We start from the raw sequence: 18,508 nt of genomic DNA, 5'->3' as shown, positions 1-18,508 counted from the left end.
ATACGGTGCCGGGGTGGGGGAGATCCTGGAGTTCGCCGGCAGCTACTGGTGGCTCGCGTTCATCGTGGGCCCGATCGTCGGCGGCTGGATCGGCGGCGTCGCCAAGTACAACGAGCGACGGCGGCGCGATCGCATCGAGCTCGAGCGCGTCCGCCGCGCGCCAGTGCACCCGGTCGCGCCGGTCCAGCCGCCGCCGAGCGCGGCGGCGGACCTGGCCGACCGCGACCGGCAGATCGAGCGCATCCTGGGCGACCACGCCGACACCGACCGGCGCTGGCTCGACTTCGAGCTCGACGTCGCGAAGCTCATCGACTACCCCCTCGTGACCGACATGCGCGAGCCGCTCACGCAGACGTTCCACCGGGCGCGCCGGGTGGCAGAGGGGCTCCGCCCCGACGCGCCAGCCGCTCTGCGACCGCCCGGCGCGCTCGAGCGGTACCGCGAGGCGGTGCGCGACTACGAGGTCGCCTTCGAGGCGGCGGTGCGCGAGGCGAAGCGCCGCGCGCAGTCGGGCTTCTCCGAGCCGGAGCGACGGCGCCTGCAGTCCGCGCAGCGCCTCATGGCCCTCGCCGAGAGCGAGGCGTCCACCCCCGCCGAGCGGCAGAGCGCCTACAAGCAGGCCCGCCGCGAGCTCGACGGCCTCATCGCGCTCCCAGAGGCGACGACCGACGACCTCGAGCGGCGGATCGCGGGCGAGCTAGAGGCCTGACGCCCGGGCTCCCGGCTCGAACGCCGCGATCGCCGCGACCGCATCCGCGGGGGTCTCGACGCACGCGATGCCCACCGCGCCCGGCCGGTCGCGCATGACCGACTGCAGCAGCGGCCACGCGGGCAGCGTCTCGGTCCAGAACCGCGTGCCGAGCAGCACGAGCGGCGCCCACGCGCCGTCCTCGGCGTAGGAGTTCTCGCACGCGTCCTGGAAGATCTCCTGCACCGTGCCGCCGCCGCCCGGCAGCACGACGACGCCGCCGTTCGCGACGCGCAGCAGGATGTCCTCGCGCACGGAGTTCTGGAAGTACTTCGCGATCGAGGTGGCGAACGAGTTGGGCGGCTCATGACCGTAGTGCCACGTCGGGATGCCGAGCGAGACGCCGTCGCCGACCCGCGCCGCCACCCGTCGCGCGGAGTCGATCCACTCCGGGATCGAGCCGTGGAACGAGGGCACCGCGGCGAGCTCGTCGATCGCCGCGTCGAGCTCGTCGCTCGAGCAGCGCACGGCGCGCGCGCCGAGGTTGCCAGCCTCCATCGCACCGGGGCCGCCGCCGGTCGCGACCACCCGTCCGGCGCGCGCGAGGCCGTGCGCCAGGTGCGCCGCCTGCCGGTACTCCGGCGAGTCCCGACGCAGCGCGTGGCCGCCCATGATCCCGACGATGATCTTGCCCTGGACCCACTCGGTGAGCGCGTCGTCGATCGAGTGATCGTGCAGCGCGGCGGCGAGGGTGTGCGCGATGTCGTGGTGCCGCGTGCGCGACCAGGCGTAGACGCGCGCGTCGAAGCTCGACGGGTAGCCGTCGTCGATGCCGGCGACCAGGTCGTCGGGCGTGTAGAGCGTCGACCGGTAGGCGTTGAACGGCACCTCCGGGACGTCGTCGAAGACGAGCGCGCCCTGCCCGACGAGGCGCTCCTTCGCGCCCGCGGGGAGGTCGGCGCCCAGCAGCAGCGCGCCGCTGCCGTCGAGCCGCTCGAGCTCGGCGGCGCGCTCGCGCAGGTCGACGTCCTGGATGCGCCAGCCGCGCATCGATCCCGCCTGCGCCGCGAACCGGTCGAAGGCCTCGAGCGAGCCGATGTCGATGCGGCGGCCGTGCTGCGGCCGCTCGTCCAAGTCATGCATGCGCGGGAGCCTACCCAGCGGCCGGCAGGGCCTCCTGGGCGACCACGATGCGGCTGCCGCCGCCCGGCACCGGCACGACGCGGATGCGCGCGGGGATGCGCTCCTGCATCTGCTGCACGTGGCTGATGACGCCGACGCTCCTCCCGCCCGCGCGGAGGTCGTCGAGCACCGCCATGGCCTGCTCGAGCGTGTCGGCGTCGAGCGAGCCGAAGCCCTCGTCGACGAAGAGCGTCTCGAGCGAGACGCCGCCCGCCTCGGCCTGCACGACGTCGGCGAGGCCGAGCGCGAGGGCGAGCGAGGCGAGGAACGTCTCGCCGCCCGAGAGCGACTCGGTCGTGCGCGCCTTCCCGGTGTGGGCGTCGAGCGCGAGCAGCCCGAGCCCGCTCGCCCTGCCGCGGTAGGCGGTCGACTCGTCGTGCAGCAGCGAGAAGCGCCCGCCCGTCATGCCGGCGAGCCGCAGGTTCGCGGCGTCGACGATCGCCGCGAGGCGCGTCGCGAGCACGTAGGTCTCGATGTCCTGCCTGCGGGGGTTCTCGCCCCGCAGCGCGCCCGCGAGCGCGCGGAGCGCCATCGCGTGCGCGGCGCCCTCGCCGAGCGCCGCGAGCGCGCCGCGCGCCGCCGACGCGTCGGCGAGCGCGAGCCTGCGGCGCTGATCGGCCTCCGCGTCGGCGCGCGCCGCTGCGCGCTGCGCTCCGGTCGCCTCGGCGAGCGCCGCCTCGAGCGGCTCGAGCTCCGGCGCCTCGTCGCCGAGGTCGGCGAGCTCCGGCTGCGCGAGCACCCCGCGGGCGCTCGCCTCCTGCGCGTCGTGGTCGCGGATTCGCGCACGCATCGCCGCGCGCTCGCTCGCCTCGAGGCGCGCCTCGACGGCCGCCTCGCGGGTCGCGAACCCGTGCGCGTCGAGCGCGGCGGCACCGGCGGCCGCAGCCTCCGCGTGCTCGGCGAGCGCCGCCCTGCGGCCGGCCTCCGCGTCGAGCCAGCGCTGCAGCGCGTCGCGCCGGGCGGTCGAGCTGGCGACGAGCGTCGCGGCGTCGTCGCCGCCGAGCGCCTCGTCGAGCCGCTCCCGGGCGTCGGCCTCGCGCGCCGCGACCGCCGCGGCGCGCTCGCGCGCCTGCGCGGCATCCGACTCGAGCGCGACGATGCGCTCGTCGAGCGCCGCCGTCGCGGCATCGTGCGCCTCGAGCTCGCGCTGCAGCCGGGCGCGCTCGACCGCCGCGCTGCGGCAGCGCGCGCGCTCGGCCCGGGCGGCCTCGAGCGCGGCGGCGAGCGCCCGCTCGTCGTCGCCCGCGACCGCCGCGCGAGCGGCGCGGCGCGCGTCGACCTCGGCGAGCGCCGCGTCGGCCTCGCGCGCGGCGGCGACCGCAGCCTCGGCGCGCTCCCACGCGGCCGCGACAGCCTGGGGTGTCGTGGCGTCGGGGGAGGGCTCGGCGGGCGCCGGATGCGTCGTCGAGCCGCACACGGGGCACGGCTCGTCGTCGGCCAGCCCGGCGGCGAGCTCTCCCGCGATGCCGGCGATGCGCGCCTCCTGCAGCGCGGCGGCGTGCGCGGTCTCGCTGCGCGCGAGCTCGAGCGCCGTCGTCGCGCGCGTGCGCGCCGCGCCGACCTCGACGGCGAGCGACGCGACGTCGCGGGCCGCGGCGAGCCGGTCCTGCGCTGCGGTCACCGCGGCCTCGGCCGCATCGGCCCCGGCGGCGGCCGTGCTCGCCGCCTCGCGGGCGGCGACGAGCCGGTCGCGCTCGGCCGGGTGCAGCTCGCGCTCCGCGCGGGCTGCGCTGAGCGCCGCGCTCGCGGCCTCGGCGGCGGTCGCCGCGCGGACGGTCGCCGCCGCGAGCCCCGGCATGGCGCGCTCGAGCTCCGCGGCGGCCTGTGCGACGGCGGCGTCGTCGCCGGCGGCGTCGTGCGCGACGACGACCGCCTCCCGCGCCGCCTCGACGTCGTCGGGCAGCTCGGCCGCCGCGAGCTCGAGCGCGGCGTCCGCCGCGGCGACGCCGGCGTCGGCCCTGGCCCACCGGTCGAGCGCGCCCCGCGCCTCCGCCGCGCGCTCCGCCTCGTCGAGCCGCGCGCGCGCCGCGTCCACCTCGTCGCCGACGAGCGCGAGGGCCTCGAGCGCATCGCGGGCGGTGTCGCGCCGCCGCAGCAGCGCGAGCCGCTCGCGCGCCGCGTCGCGCGCGTGGCGCGCCTGCCGCTCCGCGTCCCCGGCCTCGGCGGCGAGCGCGGCCGCGCGCTCGCTCGACTCGGCGAGCGCGGCCTCGAGCGCGTCGAGCTCCTCGACGGTCACGGCGCCGTCGTCGGGACTGTCGTCCACGTCGTCGTCCGCATCGTCGCCCGCTGCGAGCGCGGCGACCGCCTCGCGCACCCGGCGGCCGCGATCGGCGAGCACGGCCTCCTGCGCCTCGCGCTCGGCGGCGAGCGCCTTGCGATCGGCCTCGAGCAGGTCGCGCAGCCCGCCGAGGTCGCCGGTGCCGAAGAGCCGCAGCAGCAGCGCCTTCCGCTCGTCGCTCGTCGCGCGCAGGAACTCGGCGAAGCCGCCCTGCGCGAGCAGGATGACCTGCAGGAACTCCTGCTTCGTGAGGCCGACGAGCCGTCCGACCTCGTGCCCGACCTCCCTCGTCGTGGTGGCGATCGCCTCCCAGCCGTCCGCCGTCCGCTCGAGGAGCGTCGCGCGCGCCGGCTCGCGGGTCGTGCCCGTGCCGCGCGCCTTCGGCCGCTCGTACTCGGGCGAGCGCAGCACCCGCAGCACCCGGTCGCCGAGCTGCACGTCGAGCTCGACGACGGTCGGCGACCCGGGCCCCGCGAGGTCGCTCCGCAGGTGCGCGCGCTCGTCGTAGCGCGGCGCCGACCCGTAGAGGGCGAAGCTGATGGCGTCGAGCACGGTCGACTTGCCGGCGCCCGTCGGACCCGCGATGAGGTAGACGCCGTCGCCCTGGAACGAGGCGAAGTTCACCTCGAACCGATCGCGGAACGGCCCGAACGCCTCGAGCGCGAGCCGCAGGATCCTCACCTGGCCGCCTCGGCGGCCGCGACGCGCGCGAGGCCGTCGGCCACGAGCGCGCGCTCCGCATCGCTCGGACCCTCGCCGCGCACGTGCTCGAGGAACCCCTCGACCACCTCGGCGTCGCTGCGCCGCTGCAGGCGCTCCCGCACCCCGGCGGCATCCGCACCGCCCGAGGCGCCCGCCCACTCCACCTGCGCGCAGTGCGGCCAGCGCTGCTGCAGCCGGCGCATCGCATCGAGCGGCATCGCGGCGTCGGTGAGGACTGCGCGCACCCAGTGGTCCTCGGTGCCGTCGTGCGCGGGGTCGGCGAGCAGCGACTCGAGCTCACCGCGCACCTGCGTGAGCGGCCGCGGCACCGGCAGGCCCATCCACGAGACGCCGTCGAGGCCCTCCGCGCCGAGCTCGACGAGCCATCCGCCGCGCTCGGGGGAGCGCTCGCGGAAGGAGTAGTGCAGCGGCGCGCCCGAGTAGCGCACCGCCTCGGAGAGCGCTTGGCGCGAGTGGATGTGGCCGAGCGCCGCGTAGTCGACGCCGTCGAACGTCGCGATCGGCACGACGTCGAGGCCGCCGGCGCGGATCTCGCGGGGCGCGTCGTCGTCGTCGGCCGCGACGCCCGCCGCGAAGCAGTGCGCGAGCACGACGGCGCGGGCCGGCCGCGCGGCGAGATCGGCGCGGATCGCGTCCATGGCCCAGCGCATCGCGTCGGCCTGCGTGCGGATGCCCGACTCCGGCAGCGCGGCGCGCAGCACGACCGGCTCGAGGTACGGCACGGCGAAGACGTGCACGGGCCCGTGCTCGTCGGCGAGCTCGATGCGCCACGAGCCGGGGTCGAGCGCGGCGGTGCTGAGGTGCAGCCCGCCGGCGCGCGCGAAGCCGGCGTTCGCACCGAGCCGCGCGGGGGAGTCGTGATTGCCGCTCGACAGCACGACCTGCGCGCCCGCGTCGCGGATCGACTGCAGCGCGCGCGTGAGCGCCTCGACGTGCCGGCCGGCGGGCATCGCCGAGTCGTAGACGTCGCCCGCGACGAGCACGACGTCGATGCGCTCTCGGCGAACGGTCGCGGCGAGCTCCTCGAGCACGGAGCGGAGCGCGTCGACGGTGTCCGCACCGTGGAACGTGCGCCCGACGTGCCAGTCGGAGGTGTGGAGCAGCCGCATGCCACCACGGTAGGGCCGGGCGCCGACGTCATCCTGGCGCGGCACGCGCCGGTAGACTGGCAGGAGCCCCTTGCCCGCGCTCGAGTAGGGACTGCACCACGTGCTGCTCACTGTGACGATCCTCGCCGTCCTCGGCGTCGTCTCGAGCGCCCTGAGCAGTCGCATGGGCCGGTTCGTCTTCCTGCTGCCGGCAGCGGCGAGCCTCGCGGCCGCGGTCTGGTTCGGCATCCAGGGCCCCGCGGTCTCGGCCGGTGCCGTGCTCCAGGAGCGCATCGAGTGGATGCCTGCGCTCGGCATCGCGATCGACCTCCGGCTCGGCGCGCTGCAGTGGCTGCTCGCGATGGTCGTGCTCTCGGTCGGCGGCCTCATCTTCGTCTACTGCGCGTGGTACTTCGACTCGCGCAAGCTCGCGCCGCGCACGGTGGGGCTCCTGACCGGCTTCGCCGCGTCGATGCTGCTGCTCGTGCTCTCCGACGACCTCATCGTGCTCACGGTCGGGTGGGAGCTCACGACCGTCTTCTCCTACCTGCTCGTCGGCCTCAACCACCGCTCGTCGAGCAACCGCCGCGCGGCGCAGACGGCACTCATCGTCACGACCGTCGGCGGGCTCGCGATGCTGACCGGCATCATGCTGCTCGAGTCGCAGACGGGCACGTTCTCGCTCGCCGCGACGCTCGCCGACCCGCCGCGCACGGCCACGGCCGCGTGGGCAGCGGCGCTCATGGTCGTCGGCGCGCTGTCGAAGTCGGCGATCGTGCCCTTCCAGTACTGGCTGCCCGGCGCGATGGCGGCGCCGACGCCCGTCTCGGCGTTCCTGCACGCCGCCGCGATGGTGAAGGCGGGCATCTTCCTCATCGCCGCGCTCGAGCCGGCGTTCGTCGAGCTGCCGTGGTGGCGCTGGGGCCTCGTGAGCCTCGGCATCGTGACGATGCTGCTCGGCGCCGTGCGCGCGATGCGGCAGCTCGACATCAAGGTGCTGCTCGCGCACGGCACGGTGAGCCAGCTCGGCCTGCTCGTCACCGTGCTCGGCATCGGCACGCATTCGGCGATGCAGGCGGGGCTCACGCTGCTCGCCGCGCACGCCGTCTTCAAGGCGGCCCTGTTCATGGTGGTCGGCGCCGTCGACCGCGCGACCGGCACGCGCGACCTGCGCGAGCTCGGCGGGCTCGCCCGCCGGATGCCGCTCGCCGCCGGCGCCGCGATCGTCGCCGCCGCGTCGATGGCCGGCATCCCGCCCGCGATCGGCTTCCTCGGCAAGGAGGCGGCGCTCGACGCGGCGATCGCCGACAGCGCCGAGCTCGCCGCGCTCGGCTGGGTCGCCTTCGTCGGCATCGCGGTGGGCGCGGCGCTCACGGTCGCGTACTCGCTGCGGTTCGTGGTCGGCACGTTCTTCGGCGAGCTCGTCACCGAGCCGAAGCGGCGCTCGCCGTGGCTCGTTGTCGCGCCCGTCGTGCTCGCGCTCGCGGGCATCGCGCTCGGCTTCGCCGGCGACCCGATCTCTGACCTGCTCCACCCGCACGTCGAGCTCGTCCCCGCCGGAGAGGACGCCCCGCACCTCGCGCTCTGGCACGGCGTCACGATCCCGCTCATCGCCTCGATGCTCGCGTGGCTCGCGGGCACCGCTGGGTTCCTCGCGCTCGGCCGCCGTCGCCGCCCGCCGCACGGCGCCGACCCGTTCGAGCGCGGTTACCACGCGAGCATGCGCGGGCTCGACCGCCTCGCGGTCGAGGTCACGAGCCGCATCCAGACCGGTTCGCTGCCGCTCCACGTCGCCACGATCATGCTCGCCGTCGTCGCCCTCCCGGGCTCCGCGCTCCTCCTGCAGGTCGGCCTCGGCGACGACATCCGGCTGTACGACTCCGTCGGCCAGATCGGCGCCGCGGGCATCATCATCGTCGCCGCCGTGCTCGCGACCACGACGCGCGGGCGCCTCAAGGCGTTCATGCTCGTCTCGGTCGTCGGCTACGGCGTCGCGCTGCTGTTCCTGCTGCACGGCGCCCCCGACCTCGCGCTCACGCAGGTGCTCGCCGAGACCGTCTTCCTCGTCATCCTCGTGCTCGTGCTGCGCCGCCTGCCGAAGTACTTCACGAACCGGCCGCTGCGCGCGGCGCGGTGGCTGCGCGCGCTCCTCGGCGCGATGGTTGGCACGATCGCGGCGGCGGCGTCGATCGTCGCGCTGCAGTCGCGCACGGCGCAGCCGATCTCGGAGGCGTTCTACGAGTACGCCTACACGTTCGGCTTCGGCGAGAACATCGTCAACGTCACGCTCGTCGACATCCGCGTGTGGGACACCCTCGGCGAGGTCTCCGTCGTGCTCGCCGCGGCGACCGGCGTCGCGAGCCTCATCTTCGTCCGCCGCCCGGTCGCGGGCAGCGGCGTGCTCCGACCCACGCCAGGAGGGCCGGGCCGCCGCACGTGGCTCCGCGGGGCGTTCGCCGATGCGGAGCTCGCGTCGCCCGTTCTCGAGATGATGACGCGCCTCCTCTTCCCCGTGATGATGGTCGCCTCCGTCTACTTCCTCGCGGTCGGCCACAACCTGCCCGGCGGCGGCTTCATCGGCGGGCTCGTCGCGGGCGTCGCGCTCGCCGTGCGCTACCTGGCTGGAGGACGCGACGAGCTGCTCGAGGCGGTGCCGTTCGACGCCGGCAAGCTGCTCGGCGCCGGCATGGCGCTCGCGGTCCTGAGCGTCGTCTGGCCGGTGCTCATCGGCGGCCGCATCGGGCAGTCCTACGCCCTCGAGGCCGTGCTGCCGCTCATCGGCGAGGTCAAGCTCGTCACGACCCTGTTCTTCGACGTAGGAGTCTGGCTCATCATCATCGGCGCGATGCTCGACTTCGTCCGCTCGCTCGGCGCGGGCATCGACCTCCACGGCGAGCAGGACGTCGCGCCGCGGCCCGAGTACGGGTCCGACCGGTCGCTCCCCGGCCGCGAGGTGCAGGCATGACGCCCTCGCTCGTGCTCGCGGTCGCGGGCGGCGTGCTCATCGCCGCGGGCGTCTACCTGCTGCTCGAGCGCAGCCTCATGCGCATCCTCGCCGGCGTGATGCTCGCGGGCAACGGCATCAACCTGCTGTTCCTCGTCGCGTCGGGCCCCGCTGGCCTCGCGCCGATCGTGGGGGAGCCGGAGGCGCAGATCGCCGATCCGCTGCCGCAGGCGCTCGTGCTCACCGCGATCGTGATCTCGCTCGCGACCGGCGCGCTGCTGCTCGCGATGTCGTACCGCTCGTTCCAGCTCCAGGGCCACGACGAGGTCGCCGACGACGTCGAGGACACCATCGTCCGCCGTCGCGCGCAGGCCGACCTCTCGAGCGAGGCCTACGTCGAGCCCGACTCGAGCACTGCGACCGACACGGAGTCGGGCGGCAGGCTCGTCCGCGACGACGACGACGTCGTCGCGGCCGGCAACGACGCTGCCGAGCCGGAGCGCTGATGGACCTCGCGAACCTCGTCCCCGTCCCGGTCCTGCTCCCGCTGCTCGCGGCCGGCATCACGCTCGCGCTCGCGCGCCACCCGGCATGGCAGCGCGTCGTCTCCGCGTCGACGCTCGCCATCAACGCCGTGCTCGCGCTCGTGCTGTGCCTCGCGGCCGACGCGCTCGGCCCCATCGTGCTGTGGGTGGGCGCGTGGCCCGACGGCACCGGCATCGTGCTCGTCGCCGACCGGCTGTCCGCGCTCATGGTGCTCGTGTCGAGCGTCGTCACCGCGCTCGTGGTCATCTTCCCCTCGCGCCGCGACATCGCCGACGGCGCCGACGGCGCGCCGGTGTCGGTCTTCCACCCGACGTTCCTGGTGCTGACGGCCGGCGTCTCCAACGCCTTCCTCGCCGGCGACCTCTTCAACCTCTTCGTCGGCTTCGAGACGCTCCTGTTCGCGTCGTACGTGCTCATCATGCTCGGCGCGACGAAGGAGCGGGTGCGCGCCGGGTCGACCTACGTGGTCGTGAGCGTCGTCTCCTCGACGCTCTTCCTGCTCACCATCTCGATCGTCTACGGCGCGACCGGCACCGTGAGCTTCGCCCAGCTGCCAGAGCGGCTCGCGGCGCTCGACCCGGGGCTCCAGCTCGTCATCCAGCTGCTGCTGCTCGTGGTGTTCGGCATCAAGGCCGCGGTCTTCCCGCTCCAGGCCTGGCTGCCCGACTCCTACCCGACGGCACCCGCGAGCGTCACGGCGGTCTTCGCCGGCCTGCTCACGAAGGTCGGCGTGTTCGCGATCATCCGCGTGCAGACGCTGCTCTTCCCCGAGAGCCCGCTCACCGACCTGCTGCTCGTCGCGGCCATCCTGACGATGCTGCTCGGCATCCTCGGCGCGCTGGCCCAGGGCGAGATCAAGCGACTGCTCTCGTTCACGCTCGTGAGCCACATCGGCTACATGCTGCTCGGCGTCGCGCTCGGCACCGCCGCGGGCCTCTCCGGCGCGATCTTCTACATCGTCCACCACATCCTCGTGCAGACGGCGCTCTTCATCGTCGTCGGGCTCATCGAGCGGGTCGGCGGCTCCACGAGCCTCGCGCGCCTGGGCGGGCTCGCGTCGGTGCCGCTGCTCGCGGTGCTCTACCTCGTGCCGGCGCTCAACCTGGGCGGCATCCCGCCGTTCTCGGGCTTCCTCGGCAAGGTCGCGCTCATCGACGGCGCGCTCGAGACCGGGTCGCCGCTCGCGATGGTCGCCGTGGTCGCGGGCGTCGCGACGAGCCTGCTCACGCTCATCGCCGTCATCCGCGTGTGGCAGCGGGCGTTCTGGCAGGACCAGGCGCCCGACAACGAGCGGGTGCTGTCGGTCCGGGTGCTGCCGCGCATCTGGATCCTGGCCGCCTCCGCGCTCGTGGCCGTCACGGTCGCCCTCACGGTGCTCGCCGGACCGCTGACCGCCTACGCGGAGCGCGCGGCGGCCGACATCCGCGCCGGCGCCTACCAGGCAGCGGTCGAGGAGGCGCAGCCGTGAAGCGACCCGCCCTCCGCTACCGCGCCTCGATCGTGGCGACCGTCGGCCTCGCCATCGTCTGGATGATGCTGTGGGGCGAGCTGACGCTCGGCGCCGCCGTCTTCGGCGTGCTCGTGGCGCTCCTCATCCAGATCGTGTTCCCGCTGCCCGACGTGCCGGAGCTCGAGTCGTTCCGGCCGATCGGGTTCGCGAGGCTCGTGCTCGTCACGCTCGGCGGCCTCGTGGTCTCGAGCTTCCAGGTCGCGGCGAAGGTGCTGGCGTTCTGGCGGCCGACGCGCAACGCCATCATCCGCGTGCCGCTGCGCAGCCAGTCGCCCTTCATCACCGTGATCACGGCGGAGCTCGCCTCGCTCGTGCCGGGCTCGGTCGCGGTCGACGCCGACGCCGGCTGGGTCCTCCTGCACGTGTTCGACGCCTCGACCCCTGCCGCGATCGAGCACGCCCGCGCCAAGGTGCGCTCGACCGAGGCGACCGTGCTGCGGGCGTTCGGCACCGCCGAGGACCGCGCGCTGCTGCGCCTGCCCGCGCCGGAGACCCAGCCAGCCCGAGAGACCGAGGAGGAGCGCTGATGCAGCTCGTGCTCATCGCCGCGGGCGTCATGCTCGCCGCCGCCGCCGCGTTCACGCTCGTGCGGATCGTCCGCGGCCCGGCGCCGAGCGACCGCGTGGTCGCGACCGACGTGCTCATTGCGATCGTCGCCGGCTCGCTCGCGGTCGAGGCGGCGATCAACCACCACGGCTACACGATCCCCGTCATCCTCGTGCTCTCGCTGCTGGCCTTCGCGGCGACCGTCTCGATGGCGCGCTTCATCGCCGGCAGGCAGGGCGTCGTGGGCTCCGGCCCCGAGCGCCGGGGGCGCGGCGCATGACGGTCGAGGGCGTGCTCGACGTCGTGGGCGCCGTGCTGATCCTGCTCGGCGCGGCGCTGAGCCTCACGGCCGCGATCGGCCTGCTGCGGCTGCCGGACGTGCTCAACCGGATGCACGCGGCGTCGAAGCCGCAGACGCTCGGCTTCCTGCTGCTGTGCGTCGGGCTCGCGCTCGTGCTGCGCGACGGCGCGGCGACGGCGATGCTCGTGCTCGCGGCGGGGCTCCAGCTCGTCACCGCGCCGGTCGCGACGCAGATGATGGCGAAGGCGGCGCACCGCACCGGCCAGTACCGCGCCGACCTCGTGGTCGACGACCGCGATCGCGACGAGCCGGCCGACGCGGGCGAACCGGCTGACGGCGACGAGCAGACCCGATAGGATCGCGAGCAGACACGCACAGCCGGCCGCTGCACGCCCGCGCGGGAGAGCCCCTCACGGGGCACCGAAGGAGCAAGCCTCCCCGCCAAACTCTCAGGTCCTCGAACCGCGCGGGAAGGCCACTCTGGAGCAGACCGTCGACGGTCAGCGACAGAGGGGGAGTCCAGACCACGCAGGAGGACTCATGACCGCGACCGGCACACCCCCATCCGAGGCGGCGGGGCGCACCCCGCTGCTCGCCGTGCACGAGGCTGCCGGGGCGCAGCTCATCGACTTCGCCGGCTGGGCGATGCCCGTGCGCTACGGCTCCGACCTCGCGGAGCACCAGGCGGTGCGCGAGCGCGCCGGGCTCTTCGACCTCAGCCACATGGCCGAGATCCGGGTGCGCGGCGCAGAGTCCGCGGCGTTCCTCGACCACGCGCTCGCCGGCCGGCTGTCGGCGATCGAGCTGTGGCAGGCGAAGTACTCGCTGCTGCTCGCCGAGCAGGGCGGCATCGTCGACGACGTGATCGTCTACCGCACGGCTGGGACAGGCACCGGCGCGAGCGAGTTCCTCGTCGTCGCGAACGCGTCGAACCGCACCGCGGTGCTCGACGCCCTCGCCGCGCGCGTCGCCGGCTTCGACGCGACGATCGCCGACGAGACCGACGACACGGCGCTCGTCGCCGTGCAGGGACCCGCGGCCGCGGCCATCGTCGGCGCCATCGGGCTCGAGTCCGAGCCGATCGAGCAGCTGCGCTACTACCGCAGCCTGCCGGCGGTCTTCGAGGGCGAGGACGTGCTGCTCGCCCGCACCGGCTACACCGGCGAGGACGGCTTCGAGCTGTACATCGCCGCGCACGCGGCCGAGGACCTCTGGCGCGCGCTCGTGCTCGCCGGGGAGGCGCACGGGCTCGCGCTCTGCGGGCTCGCCGCGCGCGACACCCTCCGGCTCGAGGCGGGCATGCCGCTCTACGGCCACGAGCTCTCGCTCGACACGCTCCCGGCGCAGGTCGGCCTCGGCCGCGTCGTCGCGCTGAAGACGAAGGGCGACTTCGTCGGCCGCAGCGCCGTCGAGGCGGGCCCCGCGGTGGACGCCCCGGTGCTCGTCGGGCTCACCGCCGAGGGCCGCCGCGCCCCGCGCGCCGGCTACCCGGTGCTCGACGGCGATCGCGTCGTCGGCACCGTCACGAGCGGCGCGCTGTCGCCCACCCTCGGCCACCCCATCGCGATGGCCCTCGTCGAGCCCGGCTCGGCGACCTCCAACTCCCTGTCCGTCGACGTGCGCGGCACCCGGCTCCCCGCCGCCGCCACCGACCTGCCGTTCTACACCCGAGAGGCCCGAGCATGAGCGAGACCCAGTACACCCCGGACCACGAGTGGGTCCGCACCGACGGCGACGTCGCGACGATCGGCATCACCGAGTTCGCGCAGGCGGCGCTCGGCGACGTGGTCTTCGTCGACCTCCCTGGCGTCGGCCGCAGCTTCGCGAGCGGCGAGGCGATCGGCGAGATCGAGTCGACGAAGTCGGTCGGCGAGCTCATCGCACCCGCCGCGGGCGAGGTCGTCGAGGTCAACGACGAGGTCGCGGGCGACCCGACGCTCGTCAACTCCGCCGCCGAGGGCGACGGCTGGCTCGTCAAGGTGCGCTTCAGCGAGCAGCCCGCGCTGCTCGACGAGGCCGCCTACCGCGAGCTCACCGACTGATGCGCCCGTTCGTCGAGCGCCACATCGGCACCGATGCGGCCGACCAGCAGCGCATGCTCGAGGTGGTCGGCTTCGACTCGCTCGCCTCGCTCATGGACGCGGCCGTGCCCGCCGGCATCCGCTCCGAGGGCACCGGCATCGGCGAGGCCGCCTCCGAGACGGCGGCGCTCGCCGAGCTCCGCACGATCGCGAGCCGCAACCGCGTGCGCCGCAGCGCCATCGGGCTCGGCTACCACGGCACCATCACGCCGCCGCCGATCAAGCGCCTCATCCTCGAGAACCCGTCCTGGTACACGGCCTACACGCCCTACCAGCCGGAGATCAGCCAGGGCCGCCTCGAGGCGCTCCTCAACTTCCAGACGATGGTCGCCGACCTCGCGGGCCTCGACATCGCGAACGCGTCGATGCTCGACGAGGGCACCGCGGTCGTCGAGGCGATGCTGCTCGCGCGCCGCGCGTCGAAGTCGTCGTCGTCGGTGCTCGTCGTCGACGCCGACCTGCTGCCGCAGTCGAAGGCGCTGCTGCGCCACCGCGCGCACGCGACCGGCATCGAGCTCGTCGAGCTGCCGCTCGCCGAGACCGACCCCGCCGACCTGCCCGACTCGTTCGGCGTCATCGCCCAGCTGCCGGGCGCCTCCGGGCACGTCTGGGATGCGAGCGGCATCTTCGCCGCCTCGACGCGGATGGGCGGCGTGCCCGTCGCCGCCACCGACCTGCTCTCGCTCGCGCTCATCGAGGCGCCCGGCCACCAGGGCGCGCGCATCGCGGTCGGCTCGTCGCAGCGCTTCGGCGTGCCGATGGGCTTCGGCGGCCCGCACGCGGGCTTCATGGCCGTCGCCGACTCGCTCACCCGGCAGCTGCCCGGGCGCCTCGTCGGCGTCTCGGTCGACGCCGACGGCTACCCGGCCTACCGGCTCACGCTGCAGACGCGCGAGCAGCACATCCGCCGCGAGAAGGCGACGAGCAACATCTGCACCGCGCAGGTGCTGCTCGCCGTGATGGCCTCGATGTACGGCGTCTACCACGGCGCCGACGGCATCCGCGCGATCGCCGAGGGCGTCCACGGCGTCGCGACCCGCTTCGCGCAGGCGGCGCGCGGTGCGGGCGTCGAGGTCGTGCACGACGCCTTCTTCGACACCGTGCGGATCCGGGTGGCCGGCCGGGCGGCGCAGCTGCAGACGACCGCGGGCGACGCGGGCATCCTGGTGCACCGCATCGACGACGACACGCTCCACGTGAGCTTCGACGAGACCTGGATCGACGACCCGGGCGCGTTCCGGGTGCTCACCGAGGCGCTCGAGGTCTCCGAGGCGCCCGCGACCGAGGTCGGCGACGCCGCGATCGCTCGCGCGATCCCCGCGTCGCTCGTGCGCGAGACCCCGTTCATGGAGCACGAGGTGTTCCGCACCCACCGCTCCGAGACGCAGCTCATGCGCTACGCGAAGCGGCTCTCCGACCGCGACTACGCGCTCGACCGCGGCATGATCCCGCTCGGGTCGTGCACGATGAAGCTCAACGCGGCGGCCGAGATGGAGGCCATCACCTGGCCCGAGTTCTCGCAGCTGCACCCGTACGGGCCGATCGAGGACGCCGAGGGGTCGCTCGCGCTCATCGACGAGCTGGCGGAGTGGCTCGCGTCGATCACCGGCTACGACACCGTCTCGCTGCAGCCGAACGCCGGCGCCCAGGGCGAGCTCGCCGGCCTGCTGGCGATCCGCGGCTACCACCGCTCGCGCGGCGACGACCACCGCGACGTCGTGCTCATCCCCGCCTCGGCGCACGGCACGAACGCGGCCTCGGCCGTGCTCGCCGGCTGCCGGGTCGTGGTGGTCGCGACGCGCGGCAACGGCGACGTCGACGTGGCCGACCTCGAGGCGAAGATCGGCGCGCACGCGGGCGACCTCGCGGCGCTCATGATCACCTACCCGTCGACGCACGGCGTCTACGAGTCCGAGATCCGGCGCATCACCGACCTCGTCCACGAGGCGGGCGGCCAGGTCTACATCGACGGCGCCAACCTCAACGCCCTGCTCGGGCACGCGACGTTCGGCGACATGGGCGGCGACGTCTCGCACCTCAACCTGCACAAGACGTTCTGCATCCCGCACGGCGGCGGCGGCCCGGGCGTCGGCCCGGTCGCGGCGAAGGCGCACCTCGCGCCGTTCCTGCCGCGCGACCCGCGCGAGGCGGCGGCGCCGGTCGACGGCCTGCTCGTGGGCGAGAACCCGATCTCGGCCGCGCCGTGGGGCTCCGCGTCGATCCTGCCGATCTCGTGGGCGTACGTGCGCATGATGGGGCTCGACGGGCTCACGAAGGCGACGGCGAGCGCGGTGCTCGCGGCCAACTACGTCGCCGCGCGGCTGCGCGAGCACTTCCCGGTGCTCTACACCGGCGAGCATGGGCTGGTCGCGCACGAGGCGATCCTCGACCTGCGCCCGCTCAAGGAGGCGACCGGCGTCTCGAACGACGACGTCGCGAAGCGCCTCGTCGACTACGGCTTCCACGCGCCGACGATGTCGTTCCCGGTGGCGGGCACGCTCATGGTCGAGCCGACCGAATCGGAGGACCTCGCCGAGATCGACCGCTTCATCGACGCGATGATCGCGATCAAGGCGGAGGCCGACGCCGTCGGCCGCGGGGAGGTGCCGCTCGCCGAGAGCGCGCTGCGCCGCGCGCCCCACACCGCGGGCTCGATCGTGCACGGCGAGTGGGATCGCCCCTACTCGCGCGAGCACGCCGTGTTCCCGGTGGCCGGCGTCGAGCACGCCAAGTACTGGCCGCCGGTCGCGCGCATCGACCAGGCGTACGGCGATCGCAACATCGTCTGCAGCTGCCCGCCGGTGGAGGCCTTCGCCTGATGCCGACGCCCGCACGCGGCGCGATCCGTCGCGCCTCCGCCGCGCTCGCCGCCGCGGCGGTCGTGGCGACCGCGCTCACCGCGTGCGGGCCGCAGGTCGAGCCGCGCGTGCAGGCGGGCTCGAGCGTCGAGGTCGCCTGGTCGGGCGAGCTCACGTCGACGAACGCGGCGTCGACGCTCGGCCGCACCCCCGGCAACCTCGACGTCGCTGCCATGACGCGGGCGGCGTTCGCGACGGTCGACGCCGACGGGGAGGTCCGCGAGGACCCGTCCTTCGGCACCGCGACCGCCGTCGCCGACAGCCCGTTCACCGTGCGCTACGACCTCGCCGAGGGCATCCGATGGTCGGACGGCGCGCCGATCGACGCGGCCGACCTCATGCTCGCGTGGCTCGCCGCGTCGAACGCGCTCTCGACCCCCGACCTCGACAGCGAGGCCCTGCGGGGCGCCGACGGCGCGATCGAGCTGCCGGAGGCGGCCGTGTGGTTCGACGTCGCCGAGCCGGGCGGGCTCGTGCACGCCACCGAGGTGCCGGTGCGCGACGACTGGGCCAGGTCGATCGACGTGCGCTTCTCGCAGCCGGTGCCCGACTGGCGCACCGCGCTCGACGTCGCCGTGCCGGCGCACGTGCTGGGGGAGCGCGTGTTCGGCGTCAGCGACCCGATGGAGGCGAAGCAGCGCGTGCTCGACGCGATCGACCGCGCGGACCCGCTCGTGCTGTCGACCCTCGCGGCGGCCTGGAGCAGCGAGCTGACCGTCGACGCCGCGACGCTGCCGGACGGCGCGCCGGGCGCCACGGGGATCTCGAGCGGCCCGTACCGCCTCGAGTCGGTGCGCGACGGGCGCGTCGAGCTCGTCGCGAACGGCGAGTACGTCGGCGCGCAGCTGCCGCAGGTCGAGCGCATCGCGCTCGCCGCGACGGCCGACGACGCGGCGGCGCTCGCGGGCCTCACGGCCGGCGAGCTCGACGTCGCCACGATCCGGCCGACGGACGCCGACCGCGACGCCATCCGCGACCTCGACCGCGAGGACGCGACGCTCCTGACCGCGGGCGACGGCACCCGCTGGGAGCTCCTGCTGCGCGCCGACCGCACCCCGCTCCAGCCGGCCGACGCCCGCCGCTCGTTCCTGCACGCGATCGACCGCCGGGGCGTCGCCGAGGCGGCGCTCGGGGAGGCGGCCGCCGAGGCGACGGGCGTCGATTCGGTGCTGTTCCGCCCCGGCACCCGCATCTACGACTACGCGATCGAGGACGCCGGCTTCCCGCAGGCGTTCGGCGGCGCCGACGAGGAGCGCGCGGTCGCGGAGCGCGACGCGGTGGGCGTCCCCGCCGGCACCGAGCTGTGCGTGCGGTACGACCGGGCGGATGCGTTCGCCGCCGCCGCGCTGCCGGCGATCGCCGCGCAGGCCGCGACCGCGGGCTGGGCCGTGCGCGACTGCGGCGCCGACGACCTCGCCGCGGGCCTCGCGCAGGATGACTGGCACGCGGTGCTGCGGCTCGCGCCCGCGCCCGCGGACGCGGCAGCCGTCGTCGAGCGCTGGCGCGACGGCGGGCTCGCCGCGAGCACCGACCCGGCGCGCGAGGCGCTGCTCGACGAGGCGCTCATGACCGCAGACCAGGACGCGCTCGAGCAGACGCTGCTCGAGCTCGAGGCGTCGCTCGTCGGCGCGGCGGTCGTGCTGCCGCTCGTCGAGCCCGCGCAGCTGACGATCAGCGCCCCGGGCGTGCAGGGCATCGCCCCGCGGCCCGGCGAGGCATCCCTCACCTGGAACGCGTGGGAGTGGGGCGTCGAGCAGCCCTGA

General features: G+C 75.0%; 14 protein-coding genes and 1 riboswitch. Of the genes, 11 read left to right on the top strand and 3 right to left on the bottom strand.

Annotation, left to right across the window (positions count from 1 at the left end; genetic code table 11):
• Positions 1–13 precede the first annotated feature (13 nt).
• Positions 14–709 carry a hypothetical protein gene (locus ACVWW9_RS00835; RefSeq protein ID WP_456514008.1) on the top strand — a complete coding sequence of 232 codons (696 nt, stop codon included), beginning with the start codon at positions 14–16 and terminating at the stop codon, positions 707–709.
• Here the strand turns inward: ACVWW9_RS00835 and ACVWW9_RS00830 are convergent.
• Genes ACVWW9_RS00830 through ACVWW9_RS00820 form a run of 3 tightly spaced genes read right to left on the bottom strand, consistent with a single transcriptional unit; the run spans position 698 to position 5,980 of the window.
• Positions 698–1,831 (bottom strand): LOG family protein, encoded by a 1,134-nt coding sequence (locus ACVWW9_RS00830; RefSeq protein WP_456514007.1) that lies wholly within the window; start codon positions 1,829–1,831, stop codon positions 698–700. The two genes, ACVWW9_RS00835 and ACVWW9_RS00830, sit on opposite strands and share 12 nt — an antisense overlap.
• A 10-nt stretch (positions 1,832–1,841) precedes the next feature.
• Positions 1,842–4,829, bottom strand: coding sequence for an AAA family ATPase (locus tag ACVWW9_RS00825; RefSeq protein WP_456514006.1), 2,988 nt, complete (start codon positions 4,827–4,829; stop codon positions 1,842–1,844).
• On the bottom strand, positions 4,826–5,980 hold the full coding sequence (locus ACVWW9_RS00820; RefSeq protein ID WP_456514005.1) for an exonuclease SbcCD subunit D: 1,155 nt from the start codon (positions 5,978–5,980) through the stop codon (positions 4,826–4,828). The genes ACVWW9_RS00825 and ACVWW9_RS00820 overlap by 4 nt, the downstream gene beginning before the upstream one ends.
• A 100-nt stretch (positions 5,981–6,080) precedes the next feature.
• Here ACVWW9_RS00820 and ACVWW9_RS00815 point away from each other — a divergent pair, with 100 nt between their 5' ends.
• The 10 genes from ACVWW9_RS00815 (at position 6,081) to ACVWW9_RS00770 (ending at position 18,508) form a co-directional block, all read left to right on the top strand.
• The gene (locus ACVWW9_RS00815; protein WP_456514004.1) at positions 6,081–8,924 is read left to right on the top strand and encodes a Na+/H+ antiporter subunit A; all 2,844 of its coding nucleotides are present in this window, start codon (positions 6,081–6,083) and stop codon (positions 8,922–8,924) included.
• On the top strand, positions 8,921–9,409 hold the full coding sequence (locus tag ACVWW9_RS00810) for a Na(+)/H(+) antiporter subunit C (RefSeq protein ID WP_456514003.1): 489 nt from the start codon (positions 8,921–8,923) through the stop codon (positions 9,407–9,409). The genes ACVWW9_RS00815 and ACVWW9_RS00810 overlap by 4 nt, the downstream gene beginning before the upstream one ends.
• Positions 9,409–10,917 carry a Na+/H+ antiporter subunit D gene (locus ACVWW9_RS00805; protein ID WP_354259686.1) on the top strand — a complete coding sequence of 503 codons (1,509 nt, stop codon included), beginning with the start codon at positions 9,409–9,411 and terminating at the stop codon, positions 10,915–10,917. Before ACVWW9_RS00810 ends, ACVWW9_RS00805 begins: the two co-directional genes overlap by 1 nt.
• Complete coding sequence (locus ACVWW9_RS00800) at positions 10,914–11,486, top strand: Na+/H+ antiporter subunit E (RefSeq protein ID WP_456514002.1); 573 nt, start codon at positions 10,914–10,916, stop codon at positions 11,484–11,486. Before ACVWW9_RS00805 ends, ACVWW9_RS00800 begins: the two co-directional genes overlap by 4 nt.
• Positions 11,486–11,785, top strand: coding sequence for a monovalent cation/H+ antiporter complex subunit F (locus ACVWW9_RS00795; RefSeq protein ID WP_456514001.1), 300 nt, complete (start codon positions 11,486–11,488; stop codon positions 11,783–11,785). The genes ACVWW9_RS00800 and ACVWW9_RS00795 overlap by 1 nt, the downstream gene beginning before the upstream one ends.
• On the top strand, positions 11,782–12,162 hold the full coding sequence (gene mnhG / locus ACVWW9_RS00790) for a monovalent cation/H(+) antiporter subunit G (RefSeq protein WP_456514000.1): 381 nt from the start codon (positions 11,782–11,784) through the stop codon (positions 12,160–12,162). Before ACVWW9_RS00795 ends, mnhG begins: the two co-directional genes overlap by 4 nt.
• A 32-nt stretch (positions 12,163–12,194) precedes the next feature.
• A riboswitch (glycine riboswitch) is annotated at positions 12,195–12,281 on the top strand.
• A 65-nt stretch (positions 12,282–12,346) separates the two neighbouring features.
• The gene (gene gcvT, locus ACVWW9_RS00785) at positions 12,347–13,492 is read left to right on the top strand and encodes a glycine cleavage system aminomethyltransferase GcvT (protein ID WP_456513999.1); all 1,146 of its coding nucleotides are present in this window, start codon (positions 12,347–12,349) and stop codon (positions 13,490–13,492) included.
• Entirely contained in the window at positions 13,489–13,848 is a 360-nt protein-coding gene (gene gcvH / locus ACVWW9_RS00780; RefSeq protein WP_123695845.1) for a glycine cleavage system protein GcvH, read from the top strand. The genes gcvT and gcvH overlap by 4 nt, the downstream gene beginning before the upstream one ends.
• Positions 13,848–16,706, top strand: a complete 2,859-nt coding sequence (gene gcvP / locus ACVWW9_RS00775) for an aminomethyl-transferring glycine dehydrogenase (protein ID WP_456513998.1) — start codon at positions 13,848–13,850, stop codon at positions 16,704–16,706. The genes gcvH and gcvP overlap by 1 nt, the downstream gene beginning before the upstream one ends.
• On the top strand, positions 16,706–18,508 hold the full coding sequence (locus ACVWW9_RS00770) for an ABC transporter substrate-binding protein (RefSeq protein ID WP_456513997.1): 1,803 nt from the start codon (positions 16,706–16,708) through the stop codon (positions 18,506–18,508). The genes gcvP and ACVWW9_RS00770 overlap by 1 nt, the downstream gene beginning before the upstream one ends.

Source organism: Agrococcus sp. UYP33 (assembly GCF_054060915.1).
This window is presented reverse-complemented; position numbering and strand designations above follow the sequence as displayed.